18 protein-coding genes and 1 riboswitch are annotated in these 18,815 nt (G+C 41.9%); of the genes, 13 read left to right on the top strand and 5 right to left on the bottom strand.

The window, feature by feature from the left end; translation table 11 throughout:
- Positions 1 to 86: 86 nt before the first annotated feature.
- The 3 genes from ACYQ5K_RS01275 to ACYQ5K_RS01265 are packed head-to-tail and all read left to right on the top strand — an operon-like array spanning position 87 to position 3,748.
- Positions 87 to 1,160, top strand: a complete 1,074-nt coding sequence (locus ACYQ5K_RS01275; protein ID WP_420315003.1) for an ABC transporter substrate-binding protein — start codon at positions 87 to 89, stop codon at positions 1,158 to 1,160.
- Positions 1,150 to 2,847 carry an ABC transporter permease gene (locus ACYQ5K_RS01270; RefSeq protein WP_173689250.1) on the top strand — a complete coding sequence of 566 codons (1,698 nt, stop codon included), beginning with the start codon at positions 1,150 to 1,152 and terminating at the stop codon, positions 2,845 to 2,847. The genes ACYQ5K_RS01275 and ACYQ5K_RS01270 overlap by 11 nt, the downstream gene beginning before the upstream one ends.
- Complete coding sequence (locus ACYQ5K_RS01265) at positions 2,819 to 3,748, top strand: ABC transporter ATP-binding protein (protein ID WP_173689251.1); 930 nt, start codon at positions 2,819 to 2,821, stop codon at positions 3,746 to 3,748. Before ACYQ5K_RS01270 ends, ACYQ5K_RS01265 begins: the two co-directional genes overlap by 29 nt.
- A gap of 80 nt (positions 3,749 to 3,828) precedes the next feature.
- Here the strand turns inward: ACYQ5K_RS01265 and ACYQ5K_RS01260 are convergent, their stop codons facing one another.
- From ACYQ5K_RS01260 to thiS, 5 genes are read right to left on the bottom strand one after another with little or no spacing between them, the layout of a single operon-like run.
- Complete coding sequence (locus ACYQ5K_RS01260; RefSeq protein ID WP_459777180.1) at positions 3,829 to 4,392, bottom strand: thiamine phosphate synthase; 564 nt, start codon at positions 4,390 to 4,392, stop codon at positions 3,829 to 3,831.
- Positions 4,385 to 5,599: a 2-iminoacetate synthase ThiH gene (gene thiH / locus ACYQ5K_RS01255; protein ID WP_459777179.1), complete on the bottom strand. Its 1,215-nt coding sequence runs from the start codon at positions 5,597 to 5,599 to the stop codon at positions 4,385 to 4,387. The genes ACYQ5K_RS01260 and thiH overlap by 8 nt, the downstream gene beginning before the upstream one ends.
- A 12-nt stretch (positions 5,600 to 5,611) precedes the next feature.
- A complete protein-coding gene (locus ACYQ5K_RS01250) occupies positions 5,612 to 6,388 on the bottom strand; it encodes a thiazole synthase (RefSeq protein ID WP_173689254.1) in 777 nt (258 codons plus the stop codon).
- A 26-nt stretch (positions 6,389 to 6,414) separates the two neighbouring features.
- On the bottom strand, positions 6,415 to 7,056 hold the full coding sequence (thiF, locus tag ACYQ5K_RS01245) for a sulfur carrier protein ThiS adenylyltransferase ThiF (protein WP_195231351.1): 642 nt from the start codon (positions 7,054 to 7,056) through the stop codon (positions 6,415 to 6,417).
- A gap of 6 nt (positions 7,057 to 7,062) precedes the next feature.
- Entirely contained in the window at positions 7,063 to 7,260 is a 198-nt protein-coding gene (gene thiS / locus ACYQ5K_RS01240; RefSeq protein WP_008368609.1) for a sulfur carrier protein ThiS, read from the bottom strand.
- Positions 7,261 to 7,517: 257 nt separating this feature from the next.
- Positions 7,518 to 7,622, bottom strand: a riboswitch (TPP riboswitch).
- A gap of 300 nt (positions 7,623 to 7,922) precedes the next feature.
- Between thiS and ACYQ5K_RS01235 the strand changes: the two genes are divergently transcribed.
- From ACYQ5K_RS01235 to ACYQ5K_RS01190, 10 genes are all read left to right on the top strand, one after another.
- Positions 7,923 to 9,617 carry a carbon starvation CstA family protein gene (locus tag ACYQ5K_RS01235; RefSeq protein WP_195231353.1) on the top strand — a complete coding sequence of 565 codons (1,695 nt, stop codon included), beginning with the start codon at positions 7,923 to 7,925 and terminating at the stop codon, positions 9,615 to 9,617.
- A 239-nt stretch (positions 9,618 to 9,856) separates the two neighbouring features.
- Positions 9,857 to 10,816, top strand: a complete 960-nt coding sequence (locus tag ACYQ5K_RS01230) for a sugar-binding transcriptional regulator (protein WP_173688336.1) — start codon at positions 9,857 to 9,859, stop codon at positions 10,814 to 10,816.
- A gap of 96 nt (positions 10,817 to 10,912) precedes the next feature.
- A complete protein-coding gene (gene deoC / locus ACYQ5K_RS01225; protein ID WP_173688335.1) occupies positions 10,913 to 11,563 on the top strand; it encodes a deoxyribose-phosphate aldolase in 651 nt (216 codons plus the stop codon).
- Positions 11,564 to 11,860: 297 nt separating this feature from the next.
- On the top strand, positions 11,861 to 12,886 hold the full coding sequence (locus ACYQ5K_RS01220) for a LacI family DNA-binding transcriptional regulator (RefSeq protein WP_173688334.1): 1,026 nt from the start codon (positions 11,861 to 11,863) through the stop codon (positions 12,884 to 12,886).
- Between the two features lie 360 nt (positions 12,887 to 13,246).
- Entirely contained in the window at positions 13,247 to 14,170 is a 924-nt protein-coding gene (gene rbsK, locus ACYQ5K_RS01215) for a ribokinase (protein ID WP_173688333.1), read from the top strand.
- A gap of 32 nt (positions 14,171 to 14,202) precedes the next feature.
- Complete coding sequence (locus ACYQ5K_RS01210; RefSeq protein ID WP_173688332.1) at positions 14,203 to 14,643, top strand: RbsD/FucU family protein; 441 nt, start codon at positions 14,203 to 14,205, stop codon at positions 14,641 to 14,643.
- A gap of 69 nt (positions 14,644 to 14,712) precedes the next feature.
- Complete coding sequence (locus tag ACYQ5K_RS01205) at positions 14,713 to 15,789, top strand: substrate-binding domain-containing protein (RefSeq protein WP_173688331.1); 1,077 nt, start codon at positions 14,713 to 14,715, stop codon at positions 15,787 to 15,789.
- Positions 15,790 to 15,886: 97 nt separating this feature from the next.
- A complete protein-coding gene (locus ACYQ5K_RS01200; RefSeq protein WP_117557295.1) occupies positions 15,887 to 17,395 on the top strand; it encodes a sugar ABC transporter ATP-binding protein in 1,509 nt (502 codons plus the stop codon).
- 11 nt (positions 17,396 to 17,406) lie between these two features.
- The gene (locus tag ACYQ5K_RS01195; RefSeq protein WP_173688330.1) at positions 17,407 to 18,372 is read left to right on the top strand and encodes an ABC transporter permease; all 966 of its coding nucleotides are present in this window, start codon (positions 17,407 to 17,409) and stop codon (positions 18,370 to 18,372) included.
- Positions 18,373 to 18,628: 256 nt separating this feature from the next.
- Positions 18,629 to 18,766 carry a hypothetical protein gene (locus ACYQ5K_RS01190; RefSeq protein ID WP_173688329.1) on the top strand — a complete coding sequence of 46 codons (138 nt, stop codon included), beginning with the start codon at positions 18,629 to 18,631 and terminating at the stop codon, positions 18,764 to 18,766.
- Positions 18,767 to 18,815 lie beyond the last annotated feature (49 nt).

The following is an 18,815-nucleotide window of genomic DNA, read 5'->3' as shown; positions in this document are numbered from 1 at the left end:
AAAATTAAAATATCTGGTGCTAGAATGTAAAAAGCATGTCGGAATAATATCAGAGATATGTTAAAGGGAGGAACACTATGAAAAAAATGAAAAAATTTGCAGCTCTTCTCCTTGCAGTATCAATGGCAGCAGGTATGGTAGCCTGTGGAAGCTCAGATAAAAAGGAAGAGACTACAAAAAAAGAAGAAACCAAGAAAGACGACAAAGAGACAAAGAAACTGGAAGGAACTCTGAAGGTTGTTACAACAGGGGATGCTTATCAGCCGTTATTTGATAAGTTTACAGAAGAAGTAGGACCGAAGGTCGAATTCATTTCCATGTCTTCAGGAGAAGTTTTATCAAAGCTTAAAGCAGAAGGTGGAACACCTGCAGCTGACCTGTGGTTCGGGGGCGGAATCGATGCATTTATGGATGCAAAAGACAATAACCTTCTTGAAAAAGTAGATTTTGATGCAGCAGATGAACTTGCACCAGAATTCAAAGACAGTGATAACTACTGGTTCTCAAAAGGTGTTACTGTTGTAGGATTTATTGTTAACAATGATATTTTAAAAGAAAAAGGACTCGAAGCTCCAAAGTCATGGGATGACCTTACAAAAGAAGAATATCAGGGAGAAGTCCTGATGTCTAACCCGGCTATCTCAGGAACAAACTACGCAGTAGTAAACGCTCTTCTTCAGACAAAGGGAGACGAAGAAGGATGGAAGTATTTTGAAGCTCTTAACAAGAACGTAGATTACTATTCAAAACGTGGTTCAGATCCAAGTACGAAGACAGCAGCTGGTGAAGTTGGTATTGGTATCACATATATCAATGGTACACTGGATGAACTGAAAGAACAGGCAGATGTTGATGTAATCTATCCTTCAGACGGAATGCCATACGTTCCGGAAGGCGTTGCAGCATTTGCAAATGCAGACAATACAGAAGCTGCAAAAGCATTTATCGAATGGTTCTTCTCTGATGATGAGAACATGAAGATGATGGCTGAAATTGACAAGAATAATACGTGTCTTCTGGTAAAACCAAGTTTGAAAGGACTTGAACTGAACTTTGACAAGGATCAGCTTATGAAAGAAGATCTTTCTCTGTTCGGATCAAAGAGAACAGAGATCCTTGACAAGTGGAGCACTCTGATGGGAGATAAAGGTGAAGAATAGAAAACCTAGAGAAAAACGGGCATCATTTTATGATGCCCATTTTTATAATATATTGGATTATTTCATATTGGCAGTACTGGTAGCAGGTGTATTGATTTTTATTCTGTATCCACTTCTTTGTATGATCAGACAGAGTTTTGTGGGAGAAGAAGGATTTTCAACAGAAGTTTACAAAAGTATTTTCAGTGACAATCTGCTGCTTGTAAAAAACAGTGTTTTTGTAGGTGTATTATCTGCATTCTTTTCAACGATTCTGGGACTGCTCGTATCCATTTGCGTATGGACAGCAGGGAAGAAACCGGGCAAATTTCTGGAAGCCATTTTACTTATCAGTATGGTTTCGCCGCCGTTTATTGCTTCGCTCGCTTATATCCAGCTTTTTGGAAGGAACGGTCTGATCACAAAAGGAGTTTTCGGTCTTTCGCTGAACCCGTATGGATGGCTTGGTGTTGTTGTAATGCAGACGTTATTCTTTTCTTCGTTAAATGCACTGATGATTATCGGAATGCTTCGGAAGATGGATATGTCGCTTGTACGGGCCTCCTTTGACCTTGGAGCCTCCTCTGGTTATACATTATGGAGAATTGTTGTGCCATTATTGAAACCGGTACTGCTCAGCTGCTTTTTGCTTTCGTTTATCCGGTCAATCGCTGATTTCGGAACGCCTGTTGTGATAGGTGGGCGTTTTGAAACAGTTTCGACCGAAATTTATATGCAGGTAATCGGATATTCCAGACTGGATAAGAGTGCGGCGCTTAATGTACTGCTTCTGATCCCGACGATTCTTGTTTTTATCCTGTATCGGTATCTGATGCAGAAAAATGAAAAAGTCATCAGTGGAAACAGTAATAAGACAGTAGAAGCGGGAGATACATTCCGGGTTCGTGGCCTGTCTGCAATGGTCGTATGGCTGGGGGCGGGCATCTTTTTTGTGATGATGACTCTTGAATATGGATCTATCTTCCTGAACAGCTTCAGCAGAAACCTGCGCGGAAAAATTACATTTACAACGATGTATCTGGATGCCCTGCTGGAGCGAAATATGGATACATTTATCCGGAGTGTGGAATATGCACTTATCGTAGCAATAGTCGGAAGTATGATCGGTATTTTACTTTCGTATTATATCGAGAGACGAAAAATAAAATTTGGCGGGGTGCTGGATTTTATTATCACACTTCCGTATATGCTTCCGGGAAGTTGTTTTGGAATCGGATATATTCTGGCTTTTAATCATGAGCCGCTAAAACTTACCGGAACAGCGGTCATCGTCATTCTGAATATGATCTATAAACAGATGTCAATTACAACGAAGGCTTCGGCGTCCTCTCTTTTGCAGATCAGTACAGAGCTTGATGCTGCAGCGCGGGATCTTGGAGCGAATAAATTTCTGGTAATGAAAGATGTCATTCTTCCGAATGTAAAGCAGGCATTTGCAACGGGATTTATCAATAATTTTACAAGTGCGATGGTTACGGCAGGAGCAGTTATTTTCCTGGTGACACCGGGACAGAAGATTGCAGTATTTACATTATTTGATTGCATTAACACAGGTCGGTATGGAGAAGCATCTATGATTGCGACATTTATTATTGTGATCACAATTTCAGTAAATGTGCTGTTTTCGATAATTGTTGCATGGAAAGGGCGAAAGAAACGTGTATTTAGAACTGAAAAACATAAGTAAAAGTTTTGGTGAAAAAGAAGTAGTAAAAGATTTATCACTTTCCCTTCCAAAGGGAGAACTGTTGTGTCTGTTAGGGGCATCCGGTTGTGGGAAAACGACAACACTCAAAATGATAAGTGGATTTTTAAAAACAGATAAAGGACAGATTTTGGTTGATGGTCAGGATATCACTACACTGGCCCCGGAAAAACGCCCGGTATCGACTGTTTTTCAGTCCTATGCATTATTTCCACATATGAGTGTCCTGGAAAATGTGATATACGGACTGAAGTTCCGCGGTATCCGGAAAAAAGAAGCCAGAGAAATGGGTATGGAATATCTGAAAATAGTAGATATGGAAGAATATGCCGGGGCATCAATTGGGGAAATTTCCGGAGGACAGCAGCAGAGAGTTGCACTGGTCAGATCGCTGATCACAAAGCCGAAGGTACTTCTTCTGGATGAACCACTTAGTAATCTGGATGCGAAACTCCGGGTAAAAATGAGGGAAGAAATCCGGGAGATCCAGAAGAAATATGAGATCACAATGGTTTTTGTAACGCATGACCAGGAAGAGGCAATGGTTCTTGGAGATCAGATCGCTATTATGGATCAGGGAAAGCTGGTTCAGATTGGAAAGCCGGAAGAGGTATATCTGCATCCGCAGAATGATTTCGCAAGAGATTTTCTTGGAATATCGAACCGGTTTACCGATATCCGGGGAAATACGATATGCTGCAGACCGGAGGAACTGGAATTTGTAGCAGAAGGTTCTGTGAAAGGAATTGTAAGACAGGAAGAATTTCTGGGATTTTACAGGCAGTATTACATTGAAACGATGAACCATGAACATATTATTGTACGGACAGACAGAGATATAAAAGTAGAAGCTGGAAAAGAAGTGCAGCTTCGGGTGAAATAAAGAAAGACACTGTGCAAGGTGACAATATCAGTTTGATGTGCTACCCTGCATAGTGCCTTTTTATTTTGAGGAATGACCGGTCAGACGTGCATCATCCCTGACATCACACAACCTCCTGCAGCACCGGCATTTTTCAGTTCGTGCAGTTGTGCTTCATCAATTTTGATTCCGCCAATGCCATAAACCGGAATCTGCACAGCTTGGCATACATTCTGCAGAAATGGAAGTCCCCGTGGCGGGAGCCCTTTCTTGCAGTCGGTAACATAAATATGTCCTGCTGTGAGATAGGAAGCTCCCAGCTTTTCCGCTTCGACTGCTTCAGAAACAGAATGGATGGAAGTCCCAATAGTATGAAAGCTGGAAACCACTTTCGGATTTTCAAGCAAAAGTGGAAGCGGTAAATGCAGCCTGTCACAGCCGAGCTTTCTCGCAACAGCTGGATAAAAATGCGGAATAAACGGAACTTCGAACTGTTCACAGATTTCTTTCACCTGCCGGGCAAGAGAAAAATATTCCTCTTCCGGCAGATCTTTTTCACGCAGGATCAGAGCTTTCGGATGCAGCTGACAGACACGGGTAATCTGTTCTGTAAAAGGACGGGAACAGAGATGGCGGTTTGTTACGGCAATAAGATCTCTATACATAGATATAATCACTCATAACCGGCTGCATATTGTTGGAAAGAAGTGCCTGATAAACCTCATCTACGGAACGTCCGTCAGAAATCTCGAACTGGTCATCTCCCTTATCCTCAATATCATCCACATGGCTTCCGATTCCGGTGCTGACTCCGGCAGAAATCTTGGTTGCAGCAATCTGTGTCAGATTGTCTCTTACACGAGCACATTCTCTGGTAGATACCGTAATGCTTGCAAATGGCATGAACAGACGGTAAGCACAGACTACCTGGAGAAGCTGTGGCTCATGGACATCCATCGGATTGATCCGGTCGTTGTTGATGATCGGGCGAAGTCTAGGACAGGAGAATGCGATTTCAGCATGCGGGTATTTTCTCTGGAGAAGATAAGCATGGTATCCGGTTGCAAAAGCATCTTTTCTGAAATCGTCCAGACCAAGTAGGGCGCCAAAGCCGACACCACGCATTCCGCCCATCAGTGCACGTTCCTGTGCATTAACACGATAAGGGAAGATCCGCTTATGACCGGCAAGATGCAGAGTTTCGTATTTATCGGAATTATAGGTTTCCTGGAAAACGGTTACATAGTCTGCACCACATTCATGAAGATATGCATACTCATCTGAGTTAACCGGATAAATTTCCAGACCGATGACTTTGAAATATTTTCTTGCGATCTTGCAGGCATTTCCAATATATTCGACAGTAGATTTATTACGGCTTTCACCGGTCAGGATCAGGATTTCCTGAAGTCCTGTCTTGGCAATTGCAGCCATCTCTTTTTCAATCTCTTCGTCATTTAACTGGGCACGGTTGATCTTGTTGTGGCAGTTGAAACCACAGTAAATGCAGTAGTTTTCACAGTAGTTGGCAATGTAGATCGGTGTGAACATATAAACGCTGTTGCCAAAATGCTTACGCGTCTCTTCCTGGGCAGCCTGTGCAATCTCCTCCAGAAGCGGAAGAGCAGCAGGAGAAAGAAGAGCAGCAAAATCTTCCGGTGTACGGATGTCGTGTGCAAGAGCACGCTTTACATCTGCTTCCGTATATTTGTCATAATCATAAGCATTCATGGCGCCCACTACCTGATCCATTACGTCAGAACCAATATCCTCCATACCCGGAAGATAGGTCATATGATCGATCCGGTTCTTTTTCTGGTCCTCCAGAATTTCCTCACTTAAAATACTTTCGTTGATATGTGATTTTTCCATTTTGACTGCCTCCTAATCCTCTAAGAATCCTGTCAGAGGTGAGGATGCACTTGCGCCTCTTTCAATGGTGCGTCCCAGTCCGGAAAGATAAGCGCTGCGTCCGGCTTCAATGGCTTTCTTGAAAGCTTCTGCCATGGCAGGAACATCTCCTGCAGTTGCGATAGCAGTATTTGCCATAACAGCGGAAGCTCCCATTTCCATGGCTTCACAAGCCTGGGAAGGACGACCGATTCCGGCATCAACGATAATCGGCAGATCGATCTCATCAATCAGGATCTGGATGAAATCCTTTGTGCTGAGTCCTTTATTGGAACCGATTGGGGAGCCGAGCGGCATAATGCAGGCAGCTCCGGCATCGGCAAGTGCTCTTGCAGCATTCAGATCCGGGTACATATACGGCATGACAACAAAGCCTTCTTTTGCAAGGATTTCTGTTGCTTTGATGGTTTCGTAGTTGTCCGGAAGCAGGTATTTGGAATCATGAACGACTTCAATCTTTACAAAGTCACCACATCCGACTTCACGGGAAAGTCTGGCGATACGGACTGCTTCCTCAGCATTACGTGCACCGGATGTATTTGGGAGCAGGGTTACATTGTCCGGAATATAGTCCAGGATATTTGCAAGACCGCCTTCATTTGCACGACGCAGGGCAAGTGTGATGATCTGAGCTTCTGCTTTTTCGATACAGGCTTTTACAAGATCCAGAGAAAATTTACCGGATCCGAGGATAAAACGGGAAGTGAATTCATGACCTCCCAGGATAAACTTATCTTCATTTGTACTCATAATAAAGTTCCTTCTTTCTTATGTTTTTAAATTTCTTCTTCACCGAGGATCAGCCGTGTGATCATGTTGGCTTCATGTGCGGCACAGATGGCAACACGCGGTGCCATCAGTCCATGACCGTAAGTTGGTGCTGTCATGCCATCACCACACAGATAAAAGTTTTTCATGATCCGTTTTGTGATAATAGTATTGCTGCTTCCATAGCCGGCCATTCCGGTTGCGGATACGAGCTTTTTCTCTGGGCAATGTTCCAGAATTCCATTGACCAGCATTGCTTTGGCTTCCGGATTATCAAAAGCTTCGCAGACAATTGTGGCATCTGCAAATAATTCCTGCAGATTATCGTCCGTAACTTTTACACAGTCTGTGCGGATATCCAGATACGGATTGATCTTCAGAAGCAGGGATTTCAGGGCATCGGTCTTGTACATTCCGATATGCTCCATGAAATATTGCTGGCGGTTCAGATTGGTAATGTCAACTACGTCAAAATCAATCAGGTGAAGATGACCAACACCGATCCGTGCAAGCGCATAAGCAACATTAGAGCCAAGGCCGCCAAGCCCTGCAATCGCTACATTTCCTGCCGAGAGAAGCTTCTGCGTCTCCGGGGAATGTCGCTCGTCAAGGGCGGTGTAGATTTCTTCTTTTGTAAGTGTATGATGCATGATTTTTTAGCCTCCTCCTACGAAACTTACAACTTCCAGACGGTCCCCGTCTTTGAGCATGGTGTCAGAATAGCTGTATTTTGGTAAAATATCACCATTCATTTCAACGGCGATCCGTTTAATCTGATAATTGTTCTGTTCCAGATAATCCGCAACACTAAGCGGCCCGGTCAGAGTAACTTCTTTACCATTAACTGTAATCATGGAAAAACCTCCTTTCAAAACGGAAAAGTTCTTAAAAATGCAAAAAGAGTCCACAAAGAATTACACCCGTGGTGGTGTACCCCTTCATGAACTCTCGCCCAATCTCAACTTTACCTTATTCATTTTCGTGTAAACCCTGGTTGAATGTAGAATTTCATATTATTTTAGGAAATCCTGTTTCTCAAATACCATCAGAGTATGCTGATGGTATTTGACGCCGCATATCAAAAAAAGAGAGATACCAATGTATCTCCCGTTATCATCAAAATATACGTTCCTACGTTGGCATTATCCAAATCAGGTATATGGGTCGAAGTTCTGAACTTCCTCTCAGCCTGTCAAACAAGCTCCCCGTTTCATTTACGAAGTTCAGTATAGTTCGGTTGAGGAAAAATGTCAATATCAATATAAAAATATATCCGGGCATATTACAGGAGTGCTTTTACAGAACGGTCATATGTTTTTGTAACACGGAGCATGGAAAAATGCACAAAAAAACAGAGTATACTCTAAAAAATCATGTGAACGTGCCGAAATTGCACAAAGTCCATTGACAAATGAACTTTAAAGAGTTAAAACACCACTATAATAATTTAATAAAATTTTTATTTATCTTATTAAAACTTAATTATTTTAACTGGAAGAGAAAGAGAGGGATTAGTATGAATACATTAGTTATCGTATTGATCGCAGCAGTACTTCTTAGCTGTGCATATGTATTCTACGGCCGCTGGCTCGCTAATAAGTGGGGAATCGATCCAAAAGCAGAGACTCCGGCAAAGAAATTTGAAGATGGAAAGGATTATGTTCCGACAGACGGATGGACCGTATTCAGCCATCAGTTTTCGTCAATTGCAGGTGCAGGTCCTGTTACCGGTGCAATTCAGGCGGCAGTATTTGGATGGGTTCCGGTATTCCTGTGGATCATCGTTGGAGGTATCTTCTTCGGTGCTGTTACAGACTTCGGTGCACTGTATGCCAGTGTAAAGAACGAAGGAAAGTCTATGGGACTTCTGATCGAAAAATATATCGGTAAATTCGGACGAAAAGTATTCCTGCTTTTCTGCTGGCTGTTTACACTTCTTGTAATCGCAGCATTTGCAGATATGGTTGCAGGTACATTTAACGCTTACACAGAAGTAGACGGTGTCGTAAAACTTGCAGATGCAGCAAAGACAAACGGAGCTGCAGGAACCATTTCCCTGCTGTTTATCGTATTTGCCATGATCTTCGGTCTGGTACAGAAAAAGTTCCGGTTCCACGGATGGAAAGAAACAGTTGTCGGTCTTATCTTTACTGTAGCTGCTCTTGGTCTTGGTATGTTGGCACCGATCACAGCAACAAAAGATACATGGACATACATCACATTTGTATATATCTTCTTTACAGCAGTACTTCCGATGTGGATCTTAAAACAGCCGCGTGATACCATGACAACTTATATGTTCATCGGTATGATCGCCGGAGCTGCACTGGGACTTCTGGTTGCACATCCAACCATGAACCTTCCGGTATTTACAGGTTTCCACAACGATACACTGGGAGATATGTTCCCGATCCTGTTCGTTACCGTAGCATGTGGTGCTGTATCTGGTTTCCACAGCCTTGTTTCATCAGGTACATCATCTAAGACTGTATCCAATGAAAAGGATATGCTGAAGGTCGGATACGGAGCAATGGTTCTGGAAAGTCTTCTTGCAATCATCGCACTTTGCGTAGCAGGTGCAGCTGCAGCGGCAGACGGAACACCGGCAGCCGGAACACCATTCCAGGTATTCTCAAGCGGTGTCGCAGGATTTTTCGAGATGTTCGGAATCCCGGTTTATATTGCACAGTGCTTCATGACCATGTGTGTATCTGCACTTGCACTTACCAGTCTGGATGCCGTTTCTCGTATCGGACGTATGAGTTTCCAGGAACTCTTCAGCGTAGATGATATGGAACATGCAGAAGGATGGAGAAAACTCCTTTGCAATACATATTTCTCAACAATCGTGACTCTGTTATGTGCTTACGTTCTGACACGTATCGGATATGCAAATATCTGGCCACTGTTCGGATCAGCCAACCAGTTACTTTCCGCACTGGTACTTGTAACACTTTGTGTATTCATGAAGGTAACAGGAAGAAACAACAAGATGCTGTTTGCACCGCTGATTATCATGCTTTGTGTAACAGGAACCGCACTGGTAGAGAGAACCATCGGACTTGTAAAAGCATATGCAGCAGGTTCCGCTACTTTCCTTGTAGAAGGACTTCAGCTGATCATCGCAATCCTGCTGATGGCACTCGGACTTGTTATTGTGATCAATTCTCTGAAGGCTTACTTTGGAGCTAAGAAAGAGTCTGAAGCTTAGGATTTATAAAATATGACGAAAAGGGATGGCTTGTCGAAATGACGGGCTGTCTCTTTTTTTATGAAAATATATACCGCAGTTTTGAAAATGTGGTATGATTTGGGTAGATTTTGTAAAACAGGGGTTTATCTGCAAGTGGCAGAGAATTGGTCCTGCAGCAGACAAAGAAGATCCAGGTAAATCTGGAGACTGGATTTGATGCCCGTGGAAATAAAGGATGAAATGGCGGTTAATGTAATATGGAAAAAAAGGATTATGGAGATAAAAAGACGGAGTTGCTGGTGAAAGTCGCAAGAATGTATTACGAGGACAGCATGAGCCAGGAGGAGATCGCGAGCGAAATTGCCTGTTCCAGACCGTATGTATCCAGACTTCTGACGGATGCAAAAGAGATGGGAATCGTCCAGTTCAAGGTTGTGCCTCCAAAGGGGTATGAACTGGAGATGGAGAGAAGACTCCGGGAAAAGGGTAGCCTTGAGAAGGTTATCATTGTGCCGAAAAAAAGTAATCTTCCAAAGCTGACAGCGGTGGCAAAGGCGGCGGCAGAATATCTGGAATCGGTTGTGGAAAATGGAGATATAATTGGATATTCGTGGGGGAATACGGTATATTCTGTGTCGAATTTCCTGAGCCAGAAAGAAGATCTATCAGATGTGACAGTTGTGCAGTTGTGTGGTGGAGTCAGCAATTTACAGAATAATATCTATTCAACAGAAATTGCGAAAAATTTTGCAAAGGCGTGGGATGCGAAGCCGTATGCAATGATGTGTCCGGCTCTGGTAGACAGAAAAGAGATAAAGGACGTTTTCGTCAGTGATTCCAATGTAAAGAAGGTGCTGGAATATGGAGATGAAGCCAATACACTCCTGATCACCATGGGAGCCTATGGCGTGCAGAATGCAGTATGCCGGGCAGGATATCTGAAAGAAGAAGAGATGCAGGAGCTGATCGTGAAAGGCGCAGTCGGGGACATTTGCGATCATTTGATCAATGACCAGGGAGAACTTTGCGATGAAGCGTTGGATGAACGGACGGTTTCGGTTCCACTGGCAGAGCTGAAAAAGAAGAAACGGAGGATTGGAGTTGCTTCAGGACAGAGTAAAGTAGAATGTATTTGTGGGGCGATCAGAGGGAAGATTATCAACGTTCTGATCACAGACGAAGATACGGCAGGAAAAGTCATTGAAAGATTAGAATAGCCATTGACAGGGTGGAATCCATGTGCTAATATCAAGGCATGAACAAAAGTTACTGAGCGATTAACAAATGTAACCATAAGAAAAGGAGATATGATCATGGATAAAAAAGAAATCGCAAAATATTTAGATGACACTCTTTTAAAGGCAGATGCAACACCGGAACAGATTGTAAAGATCTGCGAAGAAGCTAAGACATATGGATGCGCATCTGTTTGTGTAAACTCAGGATATGTACCGCTTGTTTCAAAGGAACTTGCAGGATCAGAAGTAAAGACATGCTGCGTAATCGGATTCCCTCTTGGAGCATGCACATCAGAAGCAAAGGCAGCAGAGACAACAGACAGTATTGAAAAAGGCGCAAACGAAGTTGATATGGTAATCAACGTAGGACGTGCAAAAGCAGGTGAATGGGATTATGTAAAGAGTGATATCCAAGCAGTTGTGAAAGCAGCAGCAGGAAAAGCTCTTGTAAAAGTAATTATCGAGACATGTCTCCTTACCGATGAAGAAAAAGTAAAAGCATGCCAGGCTGCAAAAGAAGCCGGAGCAGATTTTGTTAAGACATCTACAGGATTCTCAACAGGTGGAGCAAAAGTAGAAGATATCCGTCTTATGAGAGAAACTGTTGGACCGGATATGGGTGTTAAAGCTTCCGGTGGAGTACGTGATTTTGAAAAAGCTCAGGCTATGATCGAAGCTGGTGCTACAAGAATCGGTACAAGCAGCGCGGCAGGAATCGTAGAATAGACAGATAAATAAGTGACAATAATAAAAATGAGCCATTTTTAGAAGTGAATTTTATAAATGGCTCTTTTTTTACGTCACAATAAGGAGAGAATCCAGTTTTGCCAGTGGTTTTGTGTTTAACAGGAGAAGTTGATCGGGTTTTTACACTTGCTTGAAATTAGATTTTAGATAAAATCTATGAAATAAATCGAAAAAGTTTCTTGAAAATATTTGACAAAATATGCCTGAAATGCTATGGTATATGCGAAGAAACCGGTTACAAAGCTAAAGTGCCAATATGAGGAGAAAATGGGGAAAATGAACATATACGATATTGCAAAAAAAGCAAATGTTTCACCGGCAACCGTATCGCGTGTGCTGAATGGAAACCAGAGTGTGAGAGAAAAAACGAGAAAAAAGGTACAGCAGATCATAGATGAGAGCAACTATGTGCCAAATTCACTGGCACGGAGCCTGAGTGTGGGCGATATCCGAAATATTGCATTTCTGGCACCGGATATTGAGAACTCATTCTTCAGCAAGATTTTGCATGGACTTTCTGATACGGCAAGCCAGTATGATTATAACGTATTCATGTACGGAACCAATGATGATCTGGAGGTAGAACACCGGATGCTGGAAGGGATCCGTAAGGAGATGGTGAAAGGAGTTGTGCTGATTCCTGTCACGGATAATGATGAAAAAACAATAGAGCTGCTGAAAGGGCTGGAAAAGAATCAGATTCCGGTTGTACTGCTCGACCGTGATATCCGCGGAGAGAATTTTGACGGCGTCTATTCGGATGACTGCCAGGGAGCGAAAGAAGCGGTCGACTGCCTGATTGAAGAGGGGCATAAAAAGATCGCAATTGTCACAGGTGATGAGAATACAAGACCTGGAAGAGAGCGGTTGAAAGGATACAGAAAAGCCTTGAAAGAGGCGGGGATTGAGGAAAAACCTGATTATATCGTGAACGGACATTTCAAAGAAAATATGTCCTATAAAGTCTGTCAGAAGCTGATGGAGCTTCCGGATCCGCCGACGGCAATCTTTTCATCAAACAACCTGACAACACTTGGATGTCTGAAATATATGAAGGAGCACAAGATCCGTATCGGAAAAGATATTTCTCTGGTAGGATTTGATGAGATCCATGAGCTGACGTATACAGAGCTGGAACTGACAGTGGTTGACCGTCCAATCTATGAGATGGGCTGTGCAGCGCTGGAATTATTCGAGATGAGTGTCCGGTCGATGGAAGAAGGCAGGAATAAGGTTCTGAAGCATACAAGTCTTGTAGAAACAAAATTGATCCGCAGAGGATCTGAGAAGCTGAAAAAATAACAGAAGAACAGAGACATGAAACAGGGTATTGGTTTTCCGGTACTCTGTTTTTTTGCTTTTTTGAATGAAAATAAACTGGACGAAAGATATCCGTCTTGTTTCTGAGTTCTCAGAGAGGAATACTTTTTGATAAATAATCATCAACTTGCAATCGGTTTCTTGAATAAATGAATAAAAATATTGGCAAAAATGCACTAAAAATAGTTAATAAAACTAGATAAATAAACAAAAACGTGCATATAAACAGGAAAAACGTTGACAGTACAAGGTGAATGGGTTTAGAATGAGAACAAATAAAAGAAACCGCTTTCAAAACGAGAAAGCAAAAAATAGACTGAGAAAAGAAAGAGGAAAAATAAAATGAAAAAGGTTGCAGTATTCGGAAGCTTCGTAGTAGATCTGATGGCAAGATCACCACACCTTCCGGTTCCGGGAGAAACAGTAAAAGGTTCTATGTTCAAGATGGGGCCTGGTGGAAAAGGATTTAACCAGTGTGTTGCAGCACACAAAGCAGGAGCAGACGTTGTGATGATGACAAAGGTTGGAACCGATACATTTGCAAATGTAATGCTCGATACCATGACAGAGCTGAATATGCCAAAGGATAACATTTTCATCACCAAAGAAACCGAAACAGGAATCGCACTGATACTGGTAGATGAAAATTCAAGCCAGAATGAGATCATCATCGTACCTGGTGCATGCAACACCATTACTGCTGAAGAAGTAGCAAGCGTTGAAAATGTAATCAAAGAATGTGAATACGTTCTGTTACAGCTTGAAGTTAATCAGGATGCTAACGAGAAGATCGTAGACATGGCAAATAAATATGGATGCAAGGTCATCATGAACACAGCACCATATGCACCGATGACAGACGAATTCCTTTCTGAATGCTATATGGTAACACCGAATGAGGTAGAAGCAGAAGAAATCACAGGCGTTGAAGTGAAAGACCTTGATTCTGCAAAACAGGCAGCTGCTTACTTCAGAGAAAAAGGTGTCACAGATGTAGTTATCACCCTTGGATCAAGAGGAGTGTTCGTATCATCAAAAGGCAAAGAAATCATCGTACCGGCATACAAAGTAGATGCAATCGATACAACCGGTGCAGGAGATGCATTTAACGGAGGACTTCTTGCAGCACTTTCCGAAGGAAAAGAACTCTGGGAAGCAGTAAGATTTGCAAATGGACTTGCAGCACTCTCCGTACAGAGACTTGGAACAACACCGGCTATGCCGACAAGAGAAGAGATTGATAAATTCCTTGCAGAACACGAATAAGAAGGAATTTATAAATAGAAGGAGGAAGAAAGATGTTAAAAGGAATACCAGAAATTATTGGATCAGATTTATTGAAAGCACTGGCAGACATGGGACACGGTGACATTCTTGTTATCGCAGATCATTTTTATCCGCCGTATTCAAAATCACCAAATGCAGTAAGCATTCAGGCAAAAGGCAACACAGCACCGGAAATGATCGATGCAATCTTAAAACTTATGCCGTTGGATACAGAATACTGCGCAACGCCATTAGAGTACATGGTTCCGGATGCTGATTCAGGAGTTGAGATGGAACAGTGCGATACATGGGATGAAGCGATCGAAGCAGCAAAGAGAAATGGTTATGAGAACTGTGCAGGACCAATCGAACGTACAAAATTCTATGAAAAAGCAGGAAAAGCTGTTCTTACAGTTTGTACAAGCGAGACAAGACCATATGGATGCTTTATGTTACAAAAAGGGGTTATGTAAATAAAGCACGTGAGAACGAAACGTTTTAAAGTGTAACTTATATAAGAAACATTAAGGAGGAAAAAAGTTATGAAAATGAAAAAGGTAGTATCAATGTTACTGGTCGGCGCAATGACACTTTCATTAGCAGCTTGCTCAGGCGGAAAATCATCAGGATCTTCTGATGACAAATCATCAAGCAATGGGGGATCAGATAAGAAATCTTATCACGTAATTTATTTAACACCTTCTACAGCATCCCAGTTCTGGACATATGTTGGAATCGGTATTGAGAACGCTATGAAAGATATCGAAGAGAGCGAAGGAATCACAGTTGATTACGAAGTTGTCGGACCAGCTGAAGAAAGCCAGACAGAAGACTATGTAACAACATTTGAACAGTGTATCGGAAAACAGCCAGATGCAATCGTTACAGCTACACTTGCAATTGATGCAACTGTACCGAAGGCTCAGGAAGCTACAAATGCAGGAATCGTTCTGAACTTCGTAAACTGCGGTATCGGAACTGGCGATGACGGTGCAAATGAAGATTACTACAATGAATTCTACTACTGCTCAAATGATACAATCGGTGAAATGGCAGCAGAAGCATTCAAGGACGCTATGGATGCCAAAGGTGTTACAAGCGGTGTCCTTGGTATGAACACAAACGTTGAAAATGAAGCTCTTAACCACAGAATCGATGGATTTAGAAAGAAAATCGCAGAAATCGCACCAGATCTTGAACTGACAGATACATATTACAATGGTAACGATGTTGAAACAGCTCAGAAGAATGCAGAAAACATTATTTCTACATACGGCGACAAGCTGATCGGTATGTATTCAGGAAACAACATCACAGGTGATGGTGTGTGCAACGCAGTTGCAGATTCTAATGTAGGCGACAAATTCATCAACGTAGCAGTTGACTCAGATGATATCGAAATCCAGGCTCTGAAAAATGGTGTCTTAGATGCAATCATCGTTCAGGATGCATACGCTCAGGGATACAAATGTATGGAAAATGCACTTCGTACACTGATCGATGGAAAGAACCCTGAATCTAAGAAACAGGTTAACTGCCCACCAGTTGTTATCACAAAAGACAACATGGACGACAGCGATATGCAGGATCTGCTTGATCCTACAAGACTTCAGAAATAGTCTTTAGAGAACAGTAGTTACACTTTAATAATAAGAATAAAGGATTGATGTAAGGGGCGGTTTACATCGCCCCTTACTTATAGAAGAGGTATGGGTTATGCAGGACACGATTTTAAAAATTCAAAATATCAGTAAATTCTATCCTGGTGTAACAGCACTTAATAACGTAAGTTTCGAGATCAAAGCCGGTGAAGCGAGAGCACTCTGCGGTGAAAACGGTGCCGGAAAGTCTACGTTGATAAAATGCATCATGGGTGTTGAAAGACCGGACGAAGGAAAAGTTTTAATGAATTACAATGGCGACTGGATTGAAAATACCAGCGCACTTGAAGCGCAGAGTCATGGAGTATATGCGAACTATCAGCATGTAAACATTGCGCCGGACCTCAGCATTGCTGAGAACTATTTCCTTGGCAGACAGCCAAGAACAAAATTAGGCATGGTTGACTGGAAAAAGATGTATGATGACAGTCAGAAAATTATCGATAAATTTGGGATGAATGTTGATCCTCGCCAGAAAATTTCGAGTCTGCCGATTGCTATGCAGGCAATGGTAACAATCAGTAAAATTTCTGTAAGCGATGATTTGAGAATAGTAATCTTCGATGAGCCGACAGCTCTTCTGGAGAACGAAAAGGTTGAAACGCTGTATAAGTTCATTGATGAACTGAAATCTAAAGGTGTAAGTATTATTTATATTTCACATCGTCTGGAAGAAGTCCTGGATATCTGCGACAGTGTTACAATCCTGAAAGATGGAACTTATATTGAAACAAAACCGATCGAGGAAGTTACAAAAGACTCCCTGATCAAGATGATGGTAGGACGTGAACTTTCTGATATTTACAATATCAAACGTCAGAAACCGGGAAAAGAAATCCTCAGAGTTGAGAATTTTTCAGACAGTAAGCATTTCAGAAATATCAATTTTAATCTGCATGCAGGCGAAATTATTGGTTTTGCAGGACTTGTAGGTGCAGGACGAAGCGAGATCATGAGAGCCCTCTGTGGTGTAGAAAAGAGATTAAGCGGAGATGTCTATGTAAAAGGTAAAAAAGTTGAGATCAAGGATCCGGCAGGAGCGTTAAAAAATGGTATTGGATTCCTGACAGAGGACAGACGTGCAGACGGACTTGCCCTTGCCCTTCCAATCAAGACTAATATCAATATGAACTCTTATGAAATGATCAGCAAAGGCGGAATCATTTCTCTGAAGAAAGAAACAGAAAGAGCGGAAAAATATTCAAAAGATGTCCGCGTAAAAACACCGAGTGTTATGCAGCTTTCAGGTAACCTGTCAGGTGGTAACCAGCAGAAAGTCGTTATCGCAAAACTGCTTTGCAGAAATCCAGATATTCTGATTTTTGATGAGCCGACAGTTGGTGTCGATGTAGGAGCAAAGGAAGAGATCTACAAGATTATGGAAGAGCTCACTGCACAGGGCAAAGGTATCATTTTAATTTCTTCTTATCTGCCTGAAGTTATGGGATTATCAGATCGTCTGTTCGTAATGGCACAGGGAAGAATTACAGGAGAATTCAATTACGATGAAATAAAAGTACTGAAGGAAGAAGATGTCTTGAAGAAAGCATCTGTTGAGGGCTAAGGAGGATTATTATGGCTAAGGAAAATAAAATCAAAAAGACAAGTATATTCCAGCAAACAGAATTTACATTAGGTCTGATCATTGTCATTCTTTTTGTTGGTGCATCATTTTTTACAGATAACTTCTGTACACTCTATAATGTAACAAACTTAATGAAACAGTGCGCAATCATCGGTGTTATGGCTGCTGCACAGACTATGATCATTATCACAGGCGGAATCGATATCAGTGGTGGTGCTATCACAGGACTTTCTTGTATGGTTCTCGCATTACTGCAGAGAGATACACACATGAACATGTGGATTACATTACTTATTGCAGTTATTATTGCAATTGCAGTTGGTTTCCTGAACGGAATTATCATTTATGATTTACAGGTTCCGCCAATGATCGCAACACTTGGTATGCAGACAATCGTTCGTGGTTTTGTAAAAATCATCAGTAACGCACTTACAGTTACAGGTATCGATCAGAGAATCCTGAGCATGGGAAATACAAACGTATTCGGAGTACTTCCGGTTCTGGCAATTATCTGGGCAATCGTAGCAATTATTATCTGGTTCATCCTGAAATATGCAATCTTCGGACGCAGCCTCTATGTACTTGGTAGTGGTGTCGAAGTTGCAAAATTAAGTGGTATCAAAGTAAGAAAAATGTTCTACGCTACATACGCAGGAGCTGGTCTCCTCTATGGTATCGCAGGTATCATGCTTGCAGCCCGTGTCCAGAGTGCTCTTCCAACCGGTGGTGAAGGATACGATATGAACGCAATCGCAGCAGCAGTAATCGGTGGTGCATCATTAGCAGGTGGTAAAGGAACCGTTACAGGTACAGTGCTTGGTACAATTCTGATGGTACTTATCAACAACGCCGGTGTACAGTTCGGATTAAATACACACGTACTTGAAATTACAAGTGGTGTCCTGATCATCTTTGCTGTAACAATGGATATGCTGAAAAACAGAAAGAAAGCATAATTAAATACGAGAAAACTTTTTTCATGGGGCTGCCCTTTTGGGGTGGCTCCTTTTTGTTCCATAGGAAATTCTGAAGCACATTCTATTTTACATTATGAGAAATGAATATCATAGTCAGTGTTATTGGCAGGCATGCGTTTGATGTGACAGACTTGAAATCAGGTATAAATTTGGAAAGAATTATTGTGGACATGCATATAATAGTCAGGTACAGGAAATAATTGATCTGAATAAATGTAAGAAAGAGAGGCTGTTTATGGAAGAACGAGATGATCTGGAACAGATGGCATTTATACAGAAGTGGAATGACGGAAAGGCAGAACGGGAGAAAAAGCGGGAGCAGATATGGAACGGGATTCTGGAGAAGGCTGGGATAAAGAAAGAAGAAAAGTAAAAAAGAAAAAAGATTTTTTAGAAAAAATGAAAAGAACTCAAATAGGAAC

The organism is Allocoprococcus similis, from assembly GCF_054660775.1.
Note: the sequence above shows the minus strand (reverse complement) of the source record. Positions and strands in the feature narration are given on the sequence as shown.